The organism is Mycolicibacterium neworleansense (assembly GCF_001245615.1).
GTDB lineage: Bacteria > Actinomycetota > Actinomycetes > Mycobacteriales > Mycobacteriaceae > Mycobacterium > Mycobacterium neworleansense.
This window is the reverse complement of the sequence record NZ_CWKH01000001.1, coordinates 2,355,174-2,377,877: the sequence shown is the minus strand read 5'-3', so window position 1 is coordinate 2,377,877 and position 22,704 is coordinate 2,355,174. Positions and strand designations below refer to the sequence as shown.

Sequence of the window (22,704 nt, the reverse complement as noted above, 5' to 3'; positions counted from 1 at the left end):
GCGCCTGATTCACCCACCGGGGACGATCAGCGAGACCATGGTCTCGAGCTGGCGGGCCATCTGCCGGTAGCTCATCGCGCCCGTTTGAGCCTGCAGGAGGGCGCCCCAGAACACCGATTCCAAGGTGGCGAGTACCTCCGGCCAGGCTCCGCCACCCAAAGCCGTCGAGATCCGGCGGTTGACCTCGGCGGCGATCCGTGACCGGACATCTTCGACCATCTCGTCGTCGGTGCTCACCAGCGCATGGGTGCAGGCGCGGGCCAGCCGGGGCTCATCGGCCATCAACAGCGTCAGCGCGGTGAGCTGCTCGGTGACCCGGCTGGTGGTGCTGGCAGCGGGGTCGATGTCCAGCGGCAGCTGAATCACCCGGTCCAGGTACAGCTCGGCGAACACCACCTCGATCGATGGGAAATGTGCGTAGAGCGCTGCGGGCGCCATCTTCGCGCGCGCCGCCAATGCCGGTACCGAGACGTCGCTGTGCGCATCGAGAAGTTGCGTCGCCGCGCCGAAGACACGGCGCTGTGTGCGGATGCGCTGACCCTGTGCGTCATGGAGGCGGGTGACCGTAGCCACCGCTGGCCTGGACATGTGTCCAAGATATAGACCCGAGCGCGGATTGGCAATCACCAACTGAAATACCATGTATCAACACATTTTCAGCACGGATGTTCGTGCAGTTCGACCCTCGACGAGGGCGTGTACGAGATTTCCGGCTCGCTAAATCGGACAGGTGTCCAGTAGGATCTGCCCAGATCTGAAAGGGAAGTTCGATGGCTTACGTGATCACGCAGAACTGCTGCAAGGACGCCAGCTGCGTTCCGGTGTGTCCGGTGGACTGCATCCGTCCGGCGGAGGGCGGGCTGGATTCGGCCTCGGCCGAGATGCTCTACATCGACCCGGAATCGTGCATCGACTGTGGGGCGTGCTTCGAGGAGTGCCCGGTCGGCGCAATCCACTACGAAGAGGATCTGCCGGGCGAACTGCAGCGGTTCAAGGACCTCAACGCCGCCTACTTCGAGCGCCATCCACTTGAGCCGGTGACCGCATCCGCGCCGGCCTCCCGGTCGCGGGTCGACGCCGGATCGCTTCGGGTTGCGATCGTCGGATCGGGGCCGGCCGCCTGCTACGCCGCCGCCGAGCTGATCGATGTCGACGGAGTGGAGATCAACTTGTTCGAGCGGCTGCCTACGCCGTTCGGGCTGATCCGGGCGGGCGTGGCACCCGATCACCAACACACCAAGTCGGTGGTCGACATCTTCGAGCGGGCGTTCACCAACCCGCGGTTCGCCAGCCATTTCAACGTCGAGGTCGGGCGCACCGTCAATCACGATGAGCTGCTGGCCCATCACCATGCGGTCATCTATGCGGTGGGGGCGGCCACCAGCCGACGACTCGGAGTCGACGGCGAGGATCTGATGGGTCACCACGCCGCGGCAGAGTTCGTCGGTTGGTACAACGGTCACCCTGACCACGCCGGCCACCGGTTCGACCTGACCGGTGAGCGGGCGGTCATCGTCGGCAACGGCAACGTGGCCCTTGATGTCGCCCGGGTGCTGTTGATGGACCGGGCGGCGCTGGCCGCCACCGATATCGCCCAGCACACGCTTGATGCGTTGGCCGGCAGCGCAATCCGGGAAGTGGTGATCCTGGCTCGGCGCGATATCGGCCACGCGGCGTTCTCGGCGGGGGAGTTCCTGGCCCTTGGTCATCTCGACGGTGTCGACGTCATCGTCGACCCCGCGGATCTTCCTCCCGATGACGAGCACGATGACATCGAGACCTCGTTCAAGCTCGCCATCGCCCGCGAGTATGCCCAGCGCACACCGACGCTCGGGAACAAGCGGGTGGTGTTCCGCTTCGGCACCACGCCGGTCGCGATCCTGGGCACCGACCGCGCCGAAGGGCTGGCGGTCCGCAGTGATTCGCATGGCACCGAGGTGATCGAGACGCCGTTGATCCTGCGATCGATCGGATACCGCGGCCTACCGGTCGCCGGGCTGCCCTACGACGAGGACTCGGGCACCGTCCCCAACGAGTCTGGTCGCGTCGTCCCCGGTACCTATGTGACCGGGTGGATCAAACGCGGGCCCCGCGGGGTGATCGGTACCAACCGCCTGTGCGCCGAGCAGACCGTGGCGCAGTTGTGGGCGGATTTCGACGCCGGCCTGCTGAACCGTGACGTCGAGGGCCGGGAGTCGCTCGATGCGTTGTTGGCCAGTAGGGGAGCCGAGCCCGTCGGCTGGCCGGGGTGGCGCGCGATCGATGCCGCCGAACGGGACCGTGGTGTGCAGGCCGCCCGGCCGCGGGTGAAGTTCGTGTCGATCGAGGAGATGCTCAGCGCGGGCCTGCGCGGCTGAGTTCGGCTTCGCTCTGCGGATCGGGATCGCGGGGGGTGCGGGTCGCCAGGATCGATCCGAGCAGGATCAGTGCCAGTCCGGCGACGTTGTAGACGGTCAGCGGTTCACCGAGCACGATGACGCCGGCGGCCAGGGCAATGGCGGGGTTGACGTAGGTGAAGACCAGCGCCCGCGCGCCCCCGACTTCGCGGATGAGCGCGAAGAACACCACGAAGGCCAGCGCCGTGCAGATCACGGCGAGCGCGGCCAGGGCGATCAGCACGCGCCGCGACGGCATGTGGTCGGGCCAGGTCAGCGCGGCGGGAGTGGCGTAGATGAGCGCCGCGACCGTCAGACACGCCGCGGTCAGCGGAAGCGTCGGCACCTCACCCAGATAACGTGCTGCGATCAGCGGAGCGATCGCGTAACACGTTGCCACCAAGAGCACTTCGGCAATCGGCCAGCCGTGCCCACCGGCGAGCCCGGGTCCGGCCAGCACCGCCACGCCGGCCAGACCGATGCCGAGTCCGGTGACCCGCTTGGCGCTCAACCGTTCTCCACCGGTGAGCCGGTCGAGCACCGCGGCGATGATCGGTGCGGTCGCGATCAGCAGGCCCGTCAAGGAACTGCTCAGGTGGCGTTCGGCGTCCGTGAGCAGGAACCACGCCGCGATGATCTCGAAGAATGCGAAGGCCAGTACGGGCCGCCAGTGCCGCAGCACCGGCGCCCAGGCGGCGCGCGACATCACCAGTGGGAGGAGCACAGCGGCACCCACGGCCGTGCGGGCCAGGACCAGCACGGGTACCGAGACGCCTTCGACCGCGATCTTGATCAGCAGGTACGGGATGCCCCAGATGATGCTCATGGCGCCCAGCAGCAACCAGCCCCGCACACTCACCCGGTCCAGACTACGGATTGCAGGACGTCGGCGTGGCAGTGTCAGGGCGCGATCAGATCCAGCGCGATGTCGACGAGCATGTCCTCCTGGCCGCCGACCATGCCGCGGCGGCCGGCCTCCTCGAGCAGCGAGCGTGCATCGACGCCGTAGCGCTCCGCCGCGGCTTCCGCGTGGCGCAGGAAGCTCGAGTACACCCCCGCGTATCCGAGAGTGAGAGTTTCGCGGTCCACCCGGACCGGCCGGTCCTGCATGGGGCGCACGATGTCGTCGGCAGCGTCTTGGAGGGCATGCAGGTCGCAGCTGTGGCGCCAGCCCAGTTTGTCGGAAGCCGCGATGAACACCTCAAGCGGGGCGTTGCCGGCGCCGGCGCCCATGCCGGTCAGGGACGCGTCGACCCGACTGGCACCGTGCTCGACGGCAACGATCGAATTGGCCACGCCCAGAGACAGATTGTGATGGGCGTGAATGCCGATTTCGGTGGTGGGGGACAGGACTTCACGGAGCGCGCCGACTCGGTCGGCGACATCCCGCATGGTCATGGCGCCACCGGAGTCGACGACGTAAACACATGTGGCTCCGTAACTCTCCATCAGTTGGGCCTGCCCTGCCAGCTCCGCTGGAGTGGCCATGTGGCTCATCATCAGGAAGCCGACTGTGTCCATGCCGAGATCCCGGGCGGCAGCGATGTGCTGGGCCGAGATGTCGGCTTCGGTGCAATGGGTGGCGACGCGCACGACTGTGGCGCCGGCGCGGTGCGCGTCCTTGAGGTTGTGCACGCTGCCGATGCCAGGCAACAGCAGCGTCGCAACCTGGGCGTTGCGGACGGTCCCGGCGACAGCTTCGATCCACTCCAGGTCGGTGTGCGCCCCGAAGCCGTAGATACAGCTCGATCCACCGAGGCCATCGCCATGGGCGACCTCGATCGATTCCACCCCGGCGGTGTCGAGCGCAGCGGCGATGGTGGTCACCTGGTCGAGGCTGTACTGGTGGAGTACCGCGTGCATGCCGTCACGCAGCGTGACGTCGCTGACGTACAAGTCGTGAATCATGATTGCGTGATGGCGCTTTCGGAGGCGGCGATGTGCTCGGCCGTTGTTTTTGCGGCCGAGGTCATGATGTCGAGGTTGCCTGCATAGGCGGGCAGGTAATGCGCGGCGCCGGTGACTTCGAGCATCACGGTCACCCGCGTACCGGTGAACTCACCGGTCTCCGGGATATGGAGAGGCCGTGCCGCACTGAACGTCTCGAACTGCACCCGCTGCTTGAGCCGGTATCCCGGCACATAGCTGCCGACCCGCTCGGCCACCGCCGCGATGTCCGTCTCGATCGTGTGCCGATCGGCGCCGCCGTCGACGAGGCAGTAGACGGTGTTGCGCATCAGGATCGGCGGGTCCGCCGGGTTGAGAACCATCACCGCCTTGCTTCGCTGCGCGCCACCGACGATTTGCAGCGCGGCGGAAGTGGTTTCGATGAACTCATCGATATTGGCACGGGTGCCGGGGCCTGCTGACCGCGACGAGATGGACGAGATGATCTCGGCATACGACACCATGCCCGATTGCGCGACGGCCGCGACGATCGGCACGGTGGCCTGACCGCCACAGGTCACCATGTTGAGGTTGGGAGCCTCGAGATGGTCTTCGAGATTCACGACCGGCACGCAGTACGGGCCGAGGGCGGCCGGCGTGAGATCGATCATCCGAACCCCGTGTTCAGCCAGCCTGGCCCAGTTCACGCGGTGCGCTCCGGCTGAGGTGGCGTCGAAAACCAGTTTGACGTCGCTGAATTCGGGCATCGCGATCAGTCCATCGATACCGTCGGCCGTGGTCGAAACCCCGAGGCGGGCGGCGCGCGCCAGACCGTCGGACTGCGCGTCGATGCCGGCCACAGCGGCCACAGCCAGTGGCCCGTCGCTGCGCAGGATCTTGATCATCAGATCCGTGCCGATGTTGCCCGAGCCGATGATGGCAACTGGATAGCGGCTCATCGCCGGTCCTGGTTGTTGACCAGGCGACGAGCCGCCTCGATGAGATTTTGAGCGTGCAGCTCGAAGAGCGCGATCAGATCCACCGAGTCGCCACCGATCTCCCTGGCGATGAACAGGCCGTCGGCGCCGGCGATCGCATAGGTCGCCAGGTGGTGGACGTCGGCGTCGCTGAGTTCGGGTGTCCAGTCCCGAATCGTGTCGGACAACTGGCGGAACGCCTCGGCGCGCGCTTGGAGGAACATCGCCCTGGCGCGGGGTTCGACCGGACGTCGCTCAAGGGCCAGCATCAGACCCAATCGGATGAAGTCGGGGGAGTCCAGCAACGCCTTGGCCACCTGCGTCCCCACGCTCACCGCACGATCGTCGGTGGACCCTTCGGTCGGCACCTGCCAGGCCGCCAGCCAGGTTCCGAAGCTGCGCTCGATCACCGCCGCGATCAGGTCGTCCTTGTCGGTGAAGTGCCAGTAGATCGAGCTGGCCGGCAACCCGCACTTCTTGCTCACCAGCGCGATGCTGGTGCCTTCGTAACCGCGCTCGGCGGCGATCTCGGTGGCGGCGTCGAGGATCCGTTCCCGCGACTGCTCACCGTCGAGGCGGCGACGGCGCGGCTTGGGCTGCTCATCAGCGGGCATCTGGGACTCCCGTCCGGTTCGGTCTTGACTCTGTAGTGATCACTACATTACCGTAGCGATCACTACAGGACAACCCTCGATGACGAGAGAGGCCACCGTGACCGCAGACTTCTACGACGTGGCGGTGATCGGCTACGGGCCCACGGGTGCCACCGCCGCCAATCTGCTCGGCCAGCTCGGCCTGAAAGTGCTTGTCATAGAGCGCGATCCAGATGTGTACGCCAGGGCCCGGGCTATCAGCACCGACGAGGAGGTCATGCGCATCTGGCAGTCGGTCGGCCTGGCCGACCGACTGCAACAGGACATGCTGCCCGACCGCCCCGTGGCATTCGTCGACGCCGCCGGAGTGCCCTTCATCGAAACAACGATCGCCGCAAGAGGTTCGGGCCACCCGCCCCAGCAGTTCCTCTACCAGCCCGCGGTTGACCATGTCCTGCGCGAGGGTGTGGAGCGCTTCGACACCGTCGAGGTACTACTCGAGCACGAATGTCTACGTGTGCTCGCCAAACCTGACCATGTCGAGTTGATGCTGGCCGACCTCCACACGGACACGTTCAAGAGGGTGCGGGCCGCCTATGTCATCGCCGCCGACGGCGGATCTTCCCCGACGCGTGGACAGTTGGGCATCGGGTACGCCGGTAACACCTACTCGGAACGGTGGATCGTCATCGACACCAGGGTGCTTCGGGAATGGGACGCCCACGACCGGCTCAGGTTCCACTGCAACCCGGATCGGCCTACCGTCGATTGCCCGACACCGCTGGGGCATCACCGCTGGGAGTATCCGGCCCGTGCCGGCGAGGATGAACAGAAACTGGTCACTGAGCCCGAGATCTGGAAGGTGCTGGAGGATCAGGGCATCACACCCGACGACGTCGAGATCCTCCGGGCCGTGGTCTACAGCCACCATGTCCGGGTCGCCGACCGCTGGCGCGTGGGCCGCATCTTCCTGGCCGGCGACGCCGCGCACGCGATGCCGCCATGGATCGGTCAGGGCATGTCGGCCGGCGTGCGCGATGCGGCCAATTTGTGCTGGAAGATTGCCGCGGTACTGGCCGGCCGAGCGCCAGACGCGCTCCTGGATTCCTATCAGGCCGAACGCAAACCGCACGTCGTCGAAGTAACGCGCCGTGCCTGCATCGTCGGCCGGGTGATCACCGAGCGCAATCGGATGACCGCCGCGGTTCGCAACCACACCCTACGGGCCTTGACCAAGCTTCCCGGCGTGCTGCGCGGCGGGCAGAAGCTCTACTGGATCCCGGACGCCCGATACGGCGCAGGGCTGTTTACCCGGAACGGGAATCGCGCGGTCGGCTGGCAGATCCCACAGCCGTGGGTCACCGACGACACGGACGCGACGCGTCGCCTCGATGACGTCGTGGCCGGACGATGGGCGTTGCTCCACATCGGACCGATACCGGACGGCGTACCGGCCTGGGCGGATCTGGGAGCGCCCGTGATCGCACTCTGTGGTGCCCGGGACGTGGCGAGGCCCGCTGCGGTGCGCGACATCGACGGCACCCTCATCGCCTGGCTGCAACGAAAGAAGGCTGCCGCGGTCGTGCTGCGCCCCGACGGATTTATCTACGCCGCAGCCGAATCCGGTCAGCGGTTGCCCGCACCCCCGGCCGGCTACGAGCTGGCACCGACCAGAACTGGAGCCCACGCATGACCACCACCGAACTTGCCGAACACACCGTCACCGTCGCGGGCCGCTCGATCTTCTACGCCGAAGCGGGTGTCGGGCCTGTCGTGGTGATGCTCCACGGCGGCGGGCCGGGAGCCTCCGGAGTGTCCAACTACGGACGCAACATCGACGCGCTCGCCGCACATTTCCGGGTCATCGTGCCGGATATGCCCGGCTACGGCCGCTCGACGAAGGGAGTTGACAAGGACGATCCCTTCGGATTCCTGGCTGACATGCTCCGCGGGCTGCTCGATGAGTTGGGTGTGGAGACCGCGCATCTGATCGGTAACTCGTACGGTGGCGCCGCGGCCTTACGGCTTGCGCTGGACACTCCCCAGCGGGTGGACAAGCTTGTGCTGATGGGGCCGGGCGGGATCGGGACCACCAGGGGTCTGCCGACCGCGGGTCTGAACAACCTGCTGTCCTACTACACCGGCGACGGGCCCAGTCGCGAGAAGCTGACCGCCTTCATTCGCAATTACCTGGTATACGACGGTAATTCGGTGCCAGAGGATCTGATCGACCTGCGATACCAGGCGTCCATCGATCCGGAGGTGGTGGCCGATCCACCGTTGACCCGGCCGTCGGGACCGAAAGCGTTGCGCACGCTGTGGCGCATGGACCTTACCCGCGACAGCCGACTCAAGAACCTGCAGACGCCCACCTTGATCCTGTGGGGCCGCGACGACAAGGTGAACCGGCCGGCCGGTGGCCCGATGCTGCTCAACGCCATGCCCAATGCCGAACTGGTGATGACCTCGCACACCGGCCACTGGATGCAGTGGGAACGCTCCGATCTGTTCAATCAAATCGTGTCCGAGTTCCTCGGGCAGAACTCGAAGCTCGCTCATGTCTAGCGTGTTCGGCAATGTCCACTTGGGCTATGTCGTCATCGAAACCGAAAAGTTCGGTGACTGGCGTCGGTTCGGCCGCGATGGCGTAGGCATGCACGTTGACGAGGCGCTGCCCGATGTCCTTCGGTTCCGGCTCGACGACCACGAATGCCGCTTCTTGCTGCAACGCGGACCGGCCGAGGATGTCACGGCACTCGGCTGGCAGCTCGACGACCACGCCACGTTCGACGACATCGTCGGCCGCGTGGTGAGGCACGGTGTACCGGTCGCCGAGGGAAGCGAGGAGGAAGCCGCGCTGCGCGGGGTCGAGCGGCTGGTGCGGTTCCCGGGGCCGAATGGGTTGGCGCAGGAGATCTTCGTGCGTGCCGAGCCCGCCGTCGCGCCGCTGCAGCTGACCGTGCGTGGCGGGTTTGTGACGGGTGACTTCGGCATCGGGCACGTCGCGATCACCACGAAGAAGCCGCAGCAGATGCGGGGTTACTACAACACCGTGTTCGACGCACGGCTATCCGATTTCATCGACGAGACGATCAGCGGCGTCAAGGTCAAGATCCGGTTCCTTCGGGTCAACCAGCGGCACCACTCGGTGGCCATCGCCTCGGTGAACCGCCTGCCCGTCAACCCGATCCGCACCCGAATCCAGCACCTCAACATTCAGGTGAACGATCTCGATGACATGACGGCGTCATACCAACGCATCAAGCAGCTCGGGTTCGGCATGGCGTTGGGGGTAGGGCAACATACCAACGACCGCGAATTGTCGTATTACGCGATGACCCCATCGGGGTTTGAATGGGAGGTGGGGTGGAACCCGCTGGTCGTCGACGAGACGACCTGGGAGCCCAGCACCCACCAGGGCATCAGCATTTGGGGCCACACGCCGGAAGGGCAGACGGTGATCGACAAGCTCGCCCAGTTCAAGGCCGGTGTTCGCTCGGTGCTGAGGCGCGAGGACAGCGTCGCAGCGCTGTCAGGAGCCGGCATTGCCGACAGCTGAGGAAGGATGACCATGAACCGAATCGATACCCACCACCACATGCTTCCGCCAGGCTATCGAGAGGCGTTGCAGAAGGCGGGGATCGGGGATGCCGGTGGGCGGGCACTACCGGAATGGAGCCCGGAGGGCTCGTTGCAGACCATGGCCGAACTCGGCATCGCCACCGCGGTGCTGTCGGTCTCGGCGCCGGGCACCACATTCCTGCCGAACCCGGCCGATGCCGTCGCACTGGCCGCCGACGTCAACGACTTCAGCGCCGATCTGGTGGCATCTCAGCCGGACCGGTTCGGGTTCTTCGCCACCGTGCCGATGCCCCACGTGGATGCCGCGGTCGGCGAGTCGGTGCGCGCCCTCGACGAACTGAACGCCGACGGCGTCGTCCTTCTGGCCAACCACGCCGGGACCTACCTGGGACAGGATGGCCAGGACGAGCTGTGGGCCGCGCTGGATGCGCGCTCGGCCGTGGTGTTCATCCATCCGGCCGAACTGCCCGGGCCCACGGTGCCCGGCGTGGTGCCGTTCGCCACCGACTTCCTGCTCGACACCACTCGGGCGGCATACTTGTTGGTGCGCAACGGGATACGGCACAACTACCCGAACATCAAGTTCATCCTGAGTCATGCCGGCGGATTTGTTCCGTATGCCTCGCACCGCATGGCGGTGGCCATCATGGGGGACACCGGACGCAGCCCGGCTGACATCCTCGACGACTTTGCGAGCTTCTACTTCGACACCGCGTTGTCGTCGAGCGCCGCGGCACTGCCCACCCTGCTGGCGTTCGCCCAGCCCGGTCACATCACCTTCGGTTCCGATTGGCCGTTCGCTCCGCTGGCGGCCAGTCAGCTGTTCGCGGCGGGCTTGGACACCTACGACGGCCTCGATGCCGGTGCGCGCCAGGCGATCAATCGCAACAATGCGCTGGCGCTGTTCCCGCGGCTGGGTACTGCACCGGCGCCACCAGCCCCGTCACCGTTGGATCAGGTGCGGCATCAGGCCACCCGGGCGGTGATGCGGGGCGTGGCCCGCCTCATCAGCACCAAGTAGTGCGTCTGCAGCACCGAAGAACAGCGAAACTGAAGCCAGGGACAGGATCAGCGATCAGTTTGTCCCTGGCTTCAGTCTCGGTGAAGTAGCGGTGCAGCTCTCAGGCCCGGGTCAGCTCCGCGTACCGGCTGACGTGGTAATCGGTTGAGCCGAACTCGTACTGGACCGCGGTGAGCCGCTTGAAGTAGTGACCGATCGCCAGTTCTTCCGTCATGCCCATACCGCCGTGCAGCTGCACCGCGTTCTGCCCGACGAACCGCGCCGCGCGGCCGATCGTGGCCTTGGCCGCCGATACCGCCTTGGCGCGCTGTGCGGGTTCGGCGTCGAGGTTCAGCACGGCGAGATAGACCGCCGCCGAGGCCTGTTCGACCTCCATGTGCATGTCGACCATCCGGTGCTGCAAGGCCTGGAAGCTGCCGATGGGCAGGCCGAACTGCTGGCGTTGTTTGCAGTACTCGACCGTGTCGGCCAGCACCTTGCGCATACCGCCCACGGCTTCGGCGCATACCGCCGCCGCCCCCTCGTCACGAGCCGACTCCAGTGAGGGCCACGCCTGGCCCTCGGCGCCCAACAACGCGCCGGCCGGCAGCCGCACATCGGTGAACATGAGGTCCGATGCCCTGCGGTCGTCCACCGTGCGGTAGGTGTGCGCGGTGAATCCCTGTGACAACGACGCGATGTCGACGAGAAACAGAGAGATTCCGTCGGCGTCGGCGCGTTCCCCCGAGGTACGCGCGGTCACCAGCAGGTGGCCGGCCAGCGGTGCGCTGACGGCCATCACCTTGGAGCCGTTGAGGATCCACTCGTCGCCCTCGCGTCGCGCCGTAGTGGACACGTCGCGCCAGTTGTCCCCGGAGGTCGGCTCGGTGGCCGCCAATGCGACAACGGCTGAACCGGCGACGATCTGCTCAAGCAGCGCAGCAGCATCCGCGTCGCCCGACCGGTGCAACAGACCACCGGCAACCACCACGGTGTCGACGAACGGCTCGATCACCAGGGCGTGGCCCAATGCCTCGGCGATGACCATGGTTTCGACCGGTCCGCCGCCGATGCCACCGGCCTCCTCGGGCAGGGTGGCGCCGAGGATGCCGAGTTCGTCGGCGAAGCCGCGCCAGATCTCGGGTTGCCAGCCGGGACCGGTCTTGGCCGCGGCGCGGCTTGATGCCAGGTCATAGCGGCTGGCCAGGAACTTGGTCAGCCCGTCGCGCAGCAGTTCCTGTTCGTTGGTCAGGTTGAAGTCCATCTAGAGCCCCAGTTCTGCCTTGGCGAGGATGTTTCGCTGAATTTCGTTGCTGCCGGCATAGATCGAGCCGGCCCGGTCGTTGAAGTAGCGCAGCGGGGCGACGGCCTGCCACGGCTCGCCGCTGTGATAGCCGTCGGCGGGCGGTTCGTATTCGGCCACCGGGCCGCCCGGGAACGTGGCGTGCGGCTGGTAGGCGCGGGCGAGCGGACCCGCGGCCTCCATGGACAGCTCGGTCAGCGTCTGGCTCAGCTCGGTGCTCAGGATCTTGAGCATCGACGACGCCGTTCCCGGATGGCCGCCCTCGGCCACCGCGGCCAGTACCTGGTACTCCAGGATTTCCAGCACGTCGGTGCGGATGCGAGCATCGGCGAGCCTGCGGCTGAAGGCCGGGTCATCGATCAGCCGGCCACCGTTGGGGCCGGGCATATCGGTGGCGACCGTTGCGATTTCGTCACCCAGCACCTGCAGGGCCGGGGCGTTGGCGCCGCCGCCGCGTTCGAATTCCAGCAGATACTTGGCCACGGTCCAGCCGTCGTCGATGGTGCCGATCACATTGGACTTCGGTACCCGGACCTCGTCGAAGAAGACCTGATTCTGGACCTCTTCGCCGGAGGTCATCACCAGCGGGCGGATTTCGATGCCGGGGGAGGTCATGTCGATCAACACGAACGTGATGCCCTGCTGCTTCTTGGCGCCGCGGGTGGTGCGCACCAGCGCGAACATCCAGTTGGCTTCCTGGGCGTGGGTGGTCCAGATCTTGCTGCCGGTGCACACCAGGTCGTTTCCGTCTGAGACGGCCGCCATCGACAACGCGGCCAGGTCCGAGCCTGCCTCGGGCTCGGAGTAGCCCTGGCAGAAGAACACCTCGCCGGTCAGGATTCCGGGCAGGAAGTAGTCCTTCTGGGCCTGCGTGCCGAACTTGATGATCGCGTGCGCCACCATGCGGATGCCCATGGGGGACAGCGACGGGGCGCCGGCCAACGTCGATTCGCGGCTGAAGATGTAGTGCTGGGTGAGGCTCCAGTCGCACCCGCCGTGTTCCACCGGCCAGGCCGGGGCGGCCCAGCCGCGCTCGTGCAGGATCTTCTGCCACGCCATGCTGGCCTCGTGATCGGCATACACGCTGGTCATCAGCCGGCCGGCCTGCCGGAGTTCGGGAGTCAGATTCTTGGCGAGAAAGTCGCGAACCTCTTCGCGGAATTCCTGGTCGCTCGTCGACCACTTCAGGTCCATGCCTGCCCCTGTCTGCTGGTGTCGCTCACAGAGTAAACCTAGTTAGTCAAGTGGCGTACGCCACCCCGGATTCGGTGCGTCGGCCAGGAACGGATCTGTGCCCGCCGCCCGTTGCTGGGCGGTGGTGGCACCGGCCCTGGTCGCAGGCGATAATCGACTCGTGGAGCGTCGCCAGAGCGGTCAGGACCCCCAATCTCCGATGGCCCTGCTGCAGAACCTTCCAGCGCTGGTGGTGCTGGAGCGGTTCCCGGTGCCGGTGTTGGCGATCTCCGAAGACGGGACGATCCTCTTCGCCAACACCGCGTTCGGCGAGATGGTGGGCCGCGACACCGAAGCGGTCAAGAGCATGCAGTTTGCTGAGGTGTTCCACTCGCTGCCGGCCGACGAGTCGGCGGTGTCGGTGATGCGGGCCCACGCCGGACTGCTGGTCGACCTCGTCCATCACGACGGTTCGATCGTGCGGGCGCGGATGAGCAAGTCGGCGCTGCTGCGCGGCGACGATCCGGTGGCGTTGGCGACGTTCCAGGACCTCACCGAGCGGTTGTGGGCCGAAGAGCTGTAGGGCTTAGCCGGCGGCTTGCGCCCGGCGCAGCGACTCGCGGGCCAGGAACTCACGGAAGTACTCCAGCGAATCCTTGCTGACGATCGCGGGGAGCAGCAGATCCCAAGTCCGGGCCACCCGTTCGCGTAGGTCGGTGCCCGTCGCGCTGGCGCGTGACAGAGCCTCCACGCCGAGCATCGATCCCAGGATCACCTCGGCCGCACCCGCGACGTCAAGGTCTTCGCGGAGGTCGCCTTCCTCGGCGGCCTGGATCAACTGCTTGGTGAGTTCGTCGAGCCAGCTCGCGTAGACCCGGGTGGCGGCGGCATTGATGCCGCTGAACGTCCGCAGCAGTTGCATGCCGATCTGTGCGACCTTGTCCGAGCGGGTGAAGTCGGCCACCACGAACAATCCATGAATGGTGTTTTCCAAAGCCGGCGAAGAGGATTCCGTGATGGTGCGGAATGTGGCCAGCATCGCGGTGCCGCCGTCGCCGATGATCGCCTCGGCCAGGGATTCCTTCGAGTCGAAGTGGTAGTACAGCGCCCCCTTGGTCATCTGGGCCCGCGCGATGATGTCGCCGAGCCCGGTGGCCGGATAGCCGTGCTCGCTGAACAGGTCTACCGCGGCGGTGATGATCTTGTGGCGGGTCAGCTCGGACCGGGCCTGGCGTGCCATGGTGGCGTTCTAACCTCCTTCTCGCTCGGTCGGGCCCCCGGCGTGGGGGTGCAGCGGCACCACCTTCTTGACGCCCACCGCGGTGCGACGCCGGATGAACTGCGTGAGGTACCCGAGCCGCTCCGGTTCGGCGAATCCGGGCAGCGCCAGGCGCCAGCTGTGCTCGAGGGCGGTGAGGAATTGCGGTGGGTTGTCGAGATCACTCGTCTGGCGCACACCGAGGTAGATCGACACCAGCAGCCGGGCGATCGCTTCGGGGTCGCTGTCGGCGGTGAAATCACCCTCCCCGATAGCGCGTTTGGCGATACCCGCGAAGCCCTGCACCCATTCGCCGAGTACCCGCGGTCCCAGGCCGTCTGTGCGGCCGATGGATTCCACCAGATTCAGGCAGGCCCGGGCCATCGGATCGCCGATGTCTTCGGCGGCGACCAGACACGACAGATCGATCAACGTCTCGGCGCCGGACAGGTTGCGGGCCAGGACATCCTCGACCGCCTTGGTGGCCCGCGCGGTCCGGTGCTCGACGATCGAGACCGCGAGCGCGTGCTTGGACCGGAAGTGGAAGTAGAGCGCACCCTTGGTGACGGTGGCATCGGCCAGGATGTCGTCGAGGCTGACCAGGCTGTAGGGCGTGTGGGCGAACTGTCTCGCCGCCGCCTGCAGGATCTGGAGGCGGGTCAGCTCTGCTCGCCGGTCGAGCTGCTCAGTCACCGCGGGGCCTTCCTGACTCTGATCCGCCGGCGGCCGTGTGATTGCATCGCCACCGCCAGCAGACTCACAGTCTTCACCGTACGTGCATAACATTCTAAAGGTATGTATCGTGCTTAGCGTGATAACTCTTGGTTCGTCGCGGGCTGCCCGCCCGGCGGTGGCACGCGCCACGGCCGCGGGCGCTGTGTCGAGCGCCACCATTTGTCGGTTGGCGGTAGCCAAGGGCTATCCTGGAAGCGTTGTCATGGCCTGCACCGGCAATCCCCCTCGAATCCCGGTGCGGGCCATGGCGACCCCAGTTTCGAAACTCTCCCAAAGCAATTCGAGTTTGCTGGTGGATCTGCCGGTCACTCCGGAGCGTCGCTAGCCGATGTGGGATGACGAAGTCGACGTCGTTTGCTGTGGCTCGGGCCCGGGGGCATTGGCAGCGGCCGTCGCGGCGGCTGACGCCGGGCTTGACGTACACATCGTTCGCCCAGGCATCGCGAACGACCCCCAAGCGGTAGCCTCCGATCTCCAGACACCGCGGCTGGGCACCGGCATCGAGGATCCCGAGACCCGCGACTACTTCGACGCGTTGTCGGCCGACCTCGAACCGGTCGGTGCTGCCGAATACCACTCTGATCTGACGGTCCGGCCGGTCAGTGCCTGGACCCCGGTTTCCGGACGCGGTCGCATCGCGCCGTTCTACGGGGCCCGGCTGCAGGAATGGGCGCAGCAATGCCTGACGTCGCCCTACGGCGTGCTCTACACCCGGCTGGCAGACCGGGGGACGACCTCGATGAAGACCCGCACCGGCGAGGAGATCCAGGTCAAGGTGCTCGGGACGCTGGAAGCTGACGGCGCTGCCGGCACCGTGCCGGTGCTCGGTGACTGGCTGTCGGCCCAAGTGCAGGACCGGCAGATCCACACCCTGGACAACGGCACCCTGCAGCGCATCGTTTTCGAGGAGGGCGAGGTCCTCGGGGTCGTGCTCGACACCCCCGACGGTCCGCTGGGCCTGCGTGCGCGGCACGGCGTGGCCCTGTCCACGGAACCCCGTGACGCCGGTTCAGCTTCGCCGGCCGGTCAGCTCATCGAGCCCGGCACGCCCGTGCAGGTGGGTCTGGTCGGCTACAGCGCCAGCCGATTCGGTCGGGTGGAGTTGCTCGTCCACGATCCGGATGCCGCGCGATCGTCCTACTGCCGCTCCGGCGGAGTGCACGACTCGCCGCGCGAGTCGTATCGATCACGTGCGCGGCGCGGCTGAGAAGTGCACCGGCACGCGCCCTTTGGCCAGTAGCGCCGCCATCTCCTGGCCGAGGATCGGCTTGGACAGCAAAAATCCCTGTGCTCGATAGCAGCCGTGGCGCAAGAGCGTCAGCGCCGCCCGTTCGGTCTCGACACCTTCAGCCACCAGCTGCAGCCCGAAGGCACCCGCCAGGGCGATCACCGCACGGACGATCGGCAGGTCGCCCGGGTCCGATCCGAGTCCGGCGACGAAGCTGCGGTCGATCTTGAGGGTGTCCACCGGCAGCGATTTCAACAGCGACAGCGCGCTGTACCCGGTGCCGAAGTCGTCGATGGCGACCTGCACCCCTACTTTGTGCAGTCCGGTCAGCGTCGACCGGGTGGTTTCGATGTCCTGCACGACAATGCTCTCGGTGATCTCCAGGCACACCGATCCGCGGGGGAGGCGGAATTCCTTCATGATGCCGGCCACCGACGCGACGAATCCGTCGGTCACCAACTGCACCGGCGACACGTTGATCCGCAGCACGATGTTGCGACCGACGCCGTTGGACCGCCACCGGGCGAACTCGGCGCACGCGGTCCTCAGCACCCAGCGGCCCAGTTCGCCTGCCAGATTGATGGATTCGGCCACGCCGATGAACGAGTCGGGGGACAGCAGGCCGCGGGTCGGGTGCTGCCAGCGGACCAGGGCCTCGGCGGCCAGCACCTCACCGGTCCGCATGTCGATCTCGGGCAGGTAATGCAGCACCAGTGCGCCGCTCTCGATGACGCTCTGCAGGTGCAGTTCGATGTCGTTACGGAAGTCGATCTCCATCGCCATCTCATCGGAGAACACCGCGACCCGGTTGCCCCCGGAGTTCTTTGCGGTCAGCACCGCGTGGTCGGCCCGGTTGAGCAGGTCGGAGGTGGAGTCCCGGCCCGGAATGCCTTGGGCCAGACCGATGCTGACGGTACGGGTGAGCATCTCACCGTCGATGGTCACCCGTTCGCGCAGCACCGACTGGAGGCGGTAGGCCAGTGCGGTGGCCGCCTCGGCGGTCATCGACGCCGCGGGGACCACCACGAACTCGTCGCCGCCGAGCCGCGCGATGAGCTTGGGCGAGTCGTCGCCGCGCTGCAATCGCTCGGCCAGGATGCTGATGAAGGCATCACCGGCGGTGTGGCCCAGATAATCGTTGATCGCCTTGAGCCGGTCGAGGTCGAAGAACATCACCACGACCGGGCCGGGCTGACCCGGGGCCAGCCGGGCCTGCAGGTGGGCCATCAGTGCCCGGCGGTTGTGCAGCCCGGTGAGATGGTCGTGATCGGCGAGGTAGCGCAACCGGTCCTCGGCTTCGATGCGGGCCTGTACCTGTGCGAACAACGAGGCGATCGCCTTGAGTGCATTGAGCTCGGCGGGGAGCCACTCGCGGTCGCCGAACTTGACGAACCCCAGTACGCCGGTGGTGACGTCTCCTGACAGCAACGGCACACAGGCCATCGAGGTGCTCGGGATGTGCCGGCCGGCCTCGATCGTGCGCTGGTAGTCGTCGGTGGCCGGCTCGGGTCGGAACACCGCGGGTTCCTTGAGGTGCTCGGCCATCGCGAACACCGGATCGGCATCGGCGAAGTGGATGACCGCGATCGGGTCGGTCTGGGCGTCGGGTGGGCGCGGGGGCCACTCGGCGACCAGCCGGGTCGCGTGCGCCGCGTGATCGTTATGGCGCAGGAAGCTCACGTCCACGTCGAAAAACGACACCAGCTCGGCGAGCACCTGCTGGCTCACCGTGACCGAGGTGGCAGCATCGACCGCCATCAGTTGAGTGGCGACCGATGTGACGAGCAGTTCGAGGCTGCCTGGCACCAGATACCTCCGCCTATACCTCTGCACGTGACTCAGCCGTACTGCGGTGTCGAGCCCGTTCGGGCTCGGCGCCGGCTGCGTACGGTCGGACTCGGCGCGTAGGACAACCTGAGCACCAACGCCTGTGATTCATCGCGCTCGGTGGTGGTCAACCTGCGAAAAGCGTACTGCAGGTCACGCAGGGCACGGGCGTGACCAGGCGATAGTGCATCGCGGTCCCGGTCATCGTGGGCGTAGAGGAACGCCGGCGACACGGGTTGTACCGCCAGCCCGCGGCGCTGGGCGCCGACCCAGACAGCCTCGACAGCCGACCCGGCCATGGCGTAATCGGTGAGCCGGCGGCCCCGGATCGAGACGACCGCCAGCGCCGAGCTGGAAGTGACCCGCTCATAGGTGTCGTCGCCGAGGGCGGCACCGGCGTCCCAGTCCGCCAGCTTCGCCATCACCTCGGGCCGGCGCAGGATGTCGAGCACCACCATGTCGGCCGGGTCCAACCCCAACGTCGTCACGTCGATGCCGGTGTCGGGGTCCTGATCGCCGGGCCAGCGCAGTTCGGACATCATCTCCCGATGCAGCGTCGGGGTCAGATACCGGATGCGGTCCGCCTCGGCGAGTATCCCTGCGGCCGTTTCGATCTGGGCTCGGTCGTGCAGGATCGTCAGGTCGGCGCCCTCATCGCGGGCGGCGGCCGTCAGTTCGTCGAACACTTCAGCGGGGATCGGTGCCGCCGTGCCCCGGAGGCGATTGGTCTCCCGGGCCAGCATGGGCGCGTAGAGCGCAGCCAGCTCGGGTGCGCTGCCGGGGGAGAATTCGGCGATCCCGTACAGGGGCGTGCCCTCGTCGCCGCGCGACCACTGCACGTGCCCGGTCAAGCCGTGTGCGGCCGCGGCCACCCGCGCATTGAACGCCGCCGCCCCCAGCGCCACCGCACTGCCGCGATATCCGATGTCCATGGTCGTGGTGCACTTCGTCGCCAACCGGAGGTTGATCCGATCGTCACTGGCCTCGATATGCCACGGTTGGACATTGCCGCCCGAGGGCGCTCGCGTCGCTGCTTCGACGAGGATGTCAGCGATTCCGGCCGGTTCGGGTCGCATGTCCGCGGGAACCGGCACGGGTGGGGGCGCGGATGCGGTGGCCAGCGGATCGGCGATGCGGTCGAGTGCGTCGGCGACATCGACCCGAACACGCCCCGACGGCATCGACTCACCCAGGCCGATGCGCCGGACGGCATTGGCGACCACCGTGGCCCCGAGCACCACCTCGGCAGCGAGTTGGGGCCAGGTGCTCAGCGACTTCCCGACCTCGACCAGCGAGGCCGCCATCCGCGGGGAGAGCTGCGGCGCGTCCAGAATGCGCAGCACGTGCGGCACCTTGTCCTTGCTGCTGAGCCCGGCCAGGTCGCGGGCCGCGATGTCGCCGAGCAGACCGTGCAGGATCGGCCGCGCGGGTTCCAGGTCGAACCGCTCGACATCGAGCAGCCCGCGGTCCCCGGTCGTCATCAACACCGGCAGCCGCCGGGCTCGGGCCGCCTCCCGGACAAGGACTTTGGCGTCCAGTGAGTCGCACTCCTCGACGACGATGTCGAGGTCGCCGAGGAAGTGGTCGATGGACTCGGTCACCGCACCGTTCCGGTCGATACGGACCTTGATGTACGGGTCGATCTCGGCGATCCTGCGTGCGGCCACGACCGCTTTGTTCAACCCGAGGTCGAACACGGTGCCGGGGACCCGATTGAGGTTGGCCAGCTCGAGTTCATCGAAGTCGGTGAGGCGGATCTCGCCGCACAGTCCCTCGGTGGCGAGGTTGTGGGCGATCGCATGACCGACGCTGAGGCCGATGACACCGATCCTCAGTTGCGACAGTCGTCGTTGTTCGTCGGCGGTGATGAGGTTGCGGTTGCGATCCAGGCGTAACCGGTTGAACGCAGACGGCCCGAGAACATGAACCAGGCACCGGCGCCACGGGTAGTAAGCCCATCTGGTCGGCTCGTCGAGCATTTCCTGGTCCACCGCCGGAACGAGTGTTCGCAGCGCGGCCTGCTGCTGACGACTTTCATCGATGACATTGACCCGCGGGTCCCCGTGCAACTGGTCGAGGGTGAATTCATCGTCGATGAAGATCGCCCGATGCTGATCGGGATCGTTGAGTTCGCTCAATTCGGTATTCGCGATGCCTGCGTGGGTGGTTTTGTCGGTCATCGTCCCGCCGCGTTCCAGGCTTGGGCGTCCGTGGTGCCCGGGCGCGGGCCGATGCGCTGAGCCTCGGCGAAGTATCGCGACAGCTGTCCGGCATCGGCGTGGTTGGCGAATGTTCTGCTATCCCACCACATCATCTTCGTCTGGTATCGCTCGTCCGGATAGGGCGTCGCCGGGATTTTCGCCGCCAGCACCCCGCCCGACGACAACCAGCGTTTGAGCACATAGGCGGCCGCCGTGGCCATGGCAAACTGAATGTCCAACAGTGTCATCGCGTGTAGCGGCATACGCGCGAGCGTATCGGTGAGTGCGCGACTCTGTTCCGGGTCATCGCATACCCAAGCGGTTTTCATCTCGACCACTCCGAACGGTAGACGGTCGGCGATCATCTTGCGCACGGCGTCGAGTGCGGGTTGTCCGCTCCATTCGACGATCGCGTGACTGTCCTCGACGCTCTGATGGGGGCCCTTGGCCCGCAAGCCGCCGACGACTTGGCCGGTGCTGTTGATCCCGACGCAGAACAGCGCCGTATCCTCGCCTGTCCGTAACGTTTTGGAATCCAGAGCTCGTTCCACCCCGTGTTTGCGGTAGTTGGAATGGGCGCCGCGGACGTATTCGTTCCACAGCTCACGCTCGGCGGCCGGTCGGGCCACGACGATCGTGCACTCGCTGTCGGGGTCCCACCAGCTTGGGCTTTCGTCCAATGTCACGCTGCGGGGGGCGACGGCATCGAGTTGGGGAGCGGTCATCTGGAATCCATTTCGTCGGTCAGCCGTGCCTTCCGACTAGGACGGCTGATTTGGTGTGTAGCACGGTTGTGCGAATACGTGAGATGAGTATTGCGCCGCCTTGTAGTGGAATTCCAGCGAGCCGAGAAATCTTGTCCAGTCGCGTCGTGAATTCGACACCGACATCACCGATTAACTCACGGGTACATGCAATTTTGGCAAATTCTGCAACGGCTATTGGTGCTGAATATGCGAGTTCGGTCCCAATATCGCAAAAATCTTGAATTGACGTCGTAGTCGAATGGGCCGTGCCCGGGACGTGAGGCGAGCTTTTGCTGTGACGGCCCCCAGCCAGTCCATAGTGATAGCACGTCACGGTGAATGGCGAGCGACAACGCATCGGCCCGGCCCTTTCGGATCGGTGATGCGTTGGCGGGTTGCGTCTCGGCCGGACGGCCCGGATGAGATTCTGGTGGTGATGACACAGGAGTATCCGAAAGCAACCGCCCTGCCGGCCCAGGATGTCGGCAGGCTGCTGCTGCGTTGCGCAGACCGGCCCGGTCTCGTCGCCGCCATCAGCGGCTTCCTCACCGGGGCCGGCGCCAACATCGTGTCGCTGGATCAGCACTCCACCGAGCAGTCCGGCGGCACCTTCATGCAGCGCACGATCTTCCACCTGCCCGGGTTGGCCGCGGTCCGTGACGGCCTTGAGCGCGACTTCAGGCAAAAGGTGGCCGAGCCGTTCGAGATGGACTTTCGCCTCACCGAGGCTTCGAAACCCAAGCGGGTGGCGCTGATGGCCTCCCGGGAGGATCACTGCCTGCTGGATCTCTTGTGGCGCAACCGGCGCGGTGAACTCGACATGTCCGTGGTCATGGTCATCTCGAACCATCCCGACCTGGCCGATCAGGTGCGTGCGTTCGGGGTGCCGTTCCTCTATGTTCCGGCCACCCGGGAGAATCGGGCCGAGGCCGAGCAACGGATCTTGGAGTTGTTGCGCGGCAACGTCGATCTGGTGGTGCTGGCCCGGTACATGCAGATCCTGACTCCGGAGTTCCTCGATGCCGTGGGCTGCCCGCTGATCAACATCCACCATTCGTTCCTGCCCGCGTTCATCGGTGCGGCGCCGTACCGCAGGGCCAAGGAGCGTGGGGTCAAGTTGGTCGGCGCGACAGCGCATTACGTGACCGGCGATCTGGATGAGGGGCCGATCATCGAGCAGGACGTGGTCCGGGTGGACCACCGTCACTCGGTCGGCGATCTGGCACGCCTGGGTGCGGACGTGGAGCGGCTGGTGTTGTCGCGCGCGGTGCTGTGGCACTGTGAGGACCGCGTAATCCGGTTCGGGAATCAGACCGTAGTCTTCTGACCACGGTTCGAGAGGAGTGAGCGTGAAAGTCTTCAACGGTCTCGACGAGTTCGTCGCGGCAAAGGGCAGCGAGCTGGGCCCGACCGAGTGGATGGAGATCACCCAGGACCGGGTGAACCTGTTCGCCGACGCCACCGATGACCATCAGTGGATTCATGTCGACCCCGAGAAGGCGGCCGGAGGCCCCTTCGGCGGGACCATCGCGCACGGCCTGCTGACCCTGTCGCTGCTGCCGCACTTCACCCATCAGCTGTATCGCGTCGACAACATCGCGATGGCGATCAACTACGGCTACAACAAGGTTCGGTTCATCACGCCGGTACGGGTCGGATCCAAGGTGCGGGCAAGTGCGGCCATTGCCGACGTCGCTCAGCTCGACGGTGCGGTGCAGGCGACCATGACGGTGACCGTCGAGATCGAGGGTTCCGACAAGCCCGCCGCGGTGGCCGAGTCGATCATTCGCTTCATCGCCTGATCTATCTGCCCCCGAGC

The 22,704-nt window shown here is 66.4% G+C and carries 21 protein-coding genes; 9 read left to right on the top strand and 12 right to left on the bottom strand.

Annotated features, from left to right (window positions below; all coding sequences use genetic code 11):
• Nucleotides 1-9 precede the first annotated feature (9 nt).
• On the bottom strand, nucleotides 10-588 hold the full coding sequence (locus BN2156_RS11245; RefSeq protein ID WP_235625275.1) for a TetR family transcriptional regulator: 579 nt from the start codon (nucleotides 586-588) through the stop codon (nucleotides 10-12).
• Between the two features lie 182 nt (nucleotides 589-770).
• Here BN2156_RS11245 and BN2156_RS11240 point away from each other — a divergent pair, with 182 nt between their 5' ends.
• Nucleotides 771-2,357 (top strand): FAD-dependent oxidoreductase, encoded by a 1,587-nt coding sequence (locus BN2156_RS11240; RefSeq protein ID WP_090513517.1) that lies wholly within the window; start codon nucleotides 771-773, stop codon nucleotides 2,355-2,357.
• On the opposite strand, the gene BN2156_RS11235 is transcribed toward BN2156_RS11240, so the two are convergent.
• From BN2156_RS11235 to BN2156_RS11220, 4 genes are read right to left on the bottom strand one after another with little or no spacing between them, the layout of a single operon-like run.
• Nucleotides 2,335-3,234: a DMT family transporter gene (locus tag BN2156_RS11235; RefSeq protein WP_090513515.1), complete on the bottom strand. Its 900-nt coding sequence runs from the start codon at nucleotides 3,232-3,234 to the stop codon at nucleotides 2,335-2,337. The genes BN2156_RS11240 and BN2156_RS11235 overlap by 23 nt on opposite strands.
• A gap of 41 nt (nucleotides 3,235-3,275) precedes the next feature.
• Nucleotides 3,276-4,283, bottom strand: a complete 1,008-nt coding sequence (gene dmpG / locus BN2156_RS11230) for a 4-hydroxy-2-oxovalerate aldolase (RefSeq protein ID WP_090513512.1) — start codon at nucleotides 4,281-4,283, stop codon at nucleotides 3,276-3,278.
• Nucleotides 4,280-5,221 carry an acetaldehyde dehydrogenase (acetylating) gene (locus BN2156_RS11225; protein ID WP_090513510.1) on the bottom strand — a complete coding sequence of 314 codons (942 nt, stop codon included), beginning with the start codon at nucleotides 5,219-5,221 and terminating at the stop codon, nucleotides 4,280-4,282. Before BN2156_RS11225 ends, dmpG begins: the two co-directional genes overlap by 4 nt.
• Complete coding sequence (locus BN2156_RS11220) at nucleotides 5,218-5,853, bottom strand: TetR/AcrR family transcriptional regulator (protein WP_090513507.1); 636 nt, start codon at nucleotides 5,851-5,853, stop codon at nucleotides 5,218-5,220. The genes BN2156_RS11225 and BN2156_RS11220 overlap by 4 nt, the downstream gene beginning before the upstream one ends.
• 79 nt (nucleotides 5,854-5,932) lie before the next feature.
• Between BN2156_RS11220 and BN2156_RS11215 the strand changes: the two genes are divergently transcribed.
• From BN2156_RS11215 to BN2156_RS11200, 4 genes are read left to right on the top strand one after another with little or no spacing between them, the layout of a single operon-like run.
• Nucleotides 5,933-7,525 (top strand): bifunctional 3-(3-hydroxy-phenyl)propionate/3-hydroxycinnamic acid hydroxylase, encoded by a 1,593-nt coding sequence (locus tag BN2156_RS11215; RefSeq protein ID WP_210436601.1) that lies wholly within the window; start codon nucleotides 5,933-5,935, stop codon nucleotides 7,523-7,525.
• Nucleotides 7,522-8,397, top strand: a complete 876-nt coding sequence (locus tag BN2156_RS11210) for an alpha/beta fold hydrolase (RefSeq protein ID WP_090513501.1) — start codon at nucleotides 7,522-7,524, stop codon at nucleotides 8,395-8,397. Before BN2156_RS11215 ends, BN2156_RS11210 begins: the two co-directional genes overlap by 4 nt.
• Nucleotides 8,390-9,391, top strand: a complete 1,002-nt coding sequence (locus BN2156_RS11205; protein ID WP_090513498.1) for a VOC family protein — start codon at nucleotides 8,390-8,392, stop codon at nucleotides 9,389-9,391. The genes BN2156_RS11210 and BN2156_RS11205 overlap by 8 nt, the downstream gene beginning before the upstream one ends.
• Nucleotides 9,392-9,403: 12 nt before the next feature.
• The gene (locus tag BN2156_RS11200; protein WP_090515789.1) at nucleotides 9,404-10,435 is read left to right on the top strand and encodes an amidohydrolase family protein; all 1,032 of its coding nucleotides are present in this window, start codon (nucleotides 9,404-9,406) and stop codon (nucleotides 10,433-10,435) included.
• A gap of 100 nt (nucleotides 10,436-10,535) precedes the next feature.
• On the opposite strand, the gene BN2156_RS11195 is transcribed toward BN2156_RS11200, so the two are convergent.
• Nucleotides 10,536-11,678, bottom strand: coding sequence for an acyl-CoA dehydrogenase family protein (locus BN2156_RS11195; RefSeq protein WP_090513495.1), 1,143 nt, complete (start codon nucleotides 11,676-11,678; stop codon nucleotides 10,536-10,538).
• Nucleotides 11,679-12,911, bottom strand: coding sequence for an acyl-CoA dehydrogenase family protein (locus BN2156_RS11190; RefSeq protein WP_090513493.1), 1,233 nt, complete (start codon nucleotides 12,909-12,911; stop codon nucleotides 11,679-11,681).
• 199 nt (nucleotides 12,912-13,110) lie between these two features.
• Here BN2156_RS11190 and BN2156_RS11185 point away from each other — a divergent pair, with 199 nt between their 5' ends.
• Nucleotides 13,111-13,473, top strand: a complete 363-nt coding sequence (locus BN2156_RS11185) for a PAS domain S-box protein (protein ID WP_210436643.1) — start codon at nucleotides 13,111-13,113, stop codon at nucleotides 13,471-13,473.
• Between the two features lie 3 nt (nucleotides 13,474-13,476).
• On the opposite strand, the gene BN2156_RS11180 is transcribed toward BN2156_RS11185, so the two are convergent.
• Nucleotides 13,477-14,130, bottom strand: coding sequence for a ScbR family autoregulator-binding transcription factor (locus BN2156_RS11180; RefSeq protein ID WP_090513487.1), 654 nt, complete (start codon nucleotides 14,128-14,130; stop codon nucleotides 13,477-13,479).
• A 9-nt stretch (nucleotides 14,131-14,139) separates the two neighbouring features.
• Nucleotides 14,140-14,841, bottom strand: coding sequence for a TetR family transcriptional regulator (locus tag BN2156_RS11175; RefSeq protein WP_090513484.1), 702 nt, complete (start codon nucleotides 14,839-14,841; stop codon nucleotides 14,140-14,142).
• Between the two features lie 370 nt (nucleotides 14,842-15,211).
• Between BN2156_RS11175 and BN2156_RS11170 the strand changes: the two genes are divergently transcribed.
• Complete coding sequence (locus BN2156_RS11170; RefSeq protein WP_090513481.1) at nucleotides 15,212-16,090, top strand: FAD-binding protein; 879 nt, start codon at nucleotides 15,212-15,214, stop codon at nucleotides 16,088-16,090.
• Here the strand turns inward: BN2156_RS11170 and BN2156_RS11165 are convergent.
• The 3 genes from BN2156_RS11165 to BN2156_RS11155 all read right to left on the bottom strand — a co-directional run bounded on the left by BN2156_RS11165 (nucleotide 16,070) and on the right by BN2156_RS11155 (nucleotide 20,864).
• On the bottom strand, nucleotides 16,070-17,869 hold the full coding sequence (locus BN2156_RS11165) for a putative bifunctional diguanylate cyclase/phosphodiesterase (RefSeq protein ID WP_276021481.1): 1,800 nt from the start codon (nucleotides 17,867-17,869) through the stop codon (nucleotides 16,070-16,072). The two genes, BN2156_RS11170 and BN2156_RS11165, sit on opposite strands and share 21 nt — an antisense overlap.
• Nucleotides 17,870-17,949: 80 nt before the next feature.
• Nucleotides 17,950-20,118, bottom strand: a complete 2,169-nt coding sequence (locus BN2156_RS11160; protein WP_090513476.1) for an Rv1355c family protein — start codon at nucleotides 20,116-20,118, stop codon at nucleotides 17,950-17,952.
• Nucleotides 20,115-20,864: a hypothetical protein gene (locus BN2156_RS11155; RefSeq protein WP_090513472.1), complete on the bottom strand. Its 750-nt coding sequence runs from the start codon at nucleotides 20,862-20,864 to the stop codon at nucleotides 20,115-20,117. The genes BN2156_RS11160 and BN2156_RS11155 overlap by 4 nt, the downstream gene beginning before the upstream one ends.
• Before the next feature lie 457 nt (nucleotides 20,865-21,321).
• On the opposite strand from BN2156_RS11155, the gene purU reads away from it, so the two are divergent.
• Both purU and BN2156_RS11145 read left to right on the top strand, forming a co-directional pair.
• Nucleotides 21,322-22,212 carry a formyltetrahydrofolate deformylase gene (gene purU / locus BN2156_RS11150; protein WP_162490851.1) on the top strand — a complete coding sequence of 297 codons (891 nt, stop codon included), beginning with the start codon at nucleotides 21,322-21,324 and terminating at the stop codon, nucleotides 22,210-22,212.
• Between the two features lie 22 nt (nucleotides 22,213-22,234).
• Complete coding sequence (locus BN2156_RS11145; RefSeq protein WP_090513469.1) at nucleotides 22,235-22,687, top strand: MaoC family dehydratase; 453 nt, start codon at nucleotides 22,235-22,237, stop codon at nucleotides 22,685-22,687.
• The last annotated feature ends 17 nt before the right edge of the window (nucleotides 22,688-22,704 follow it).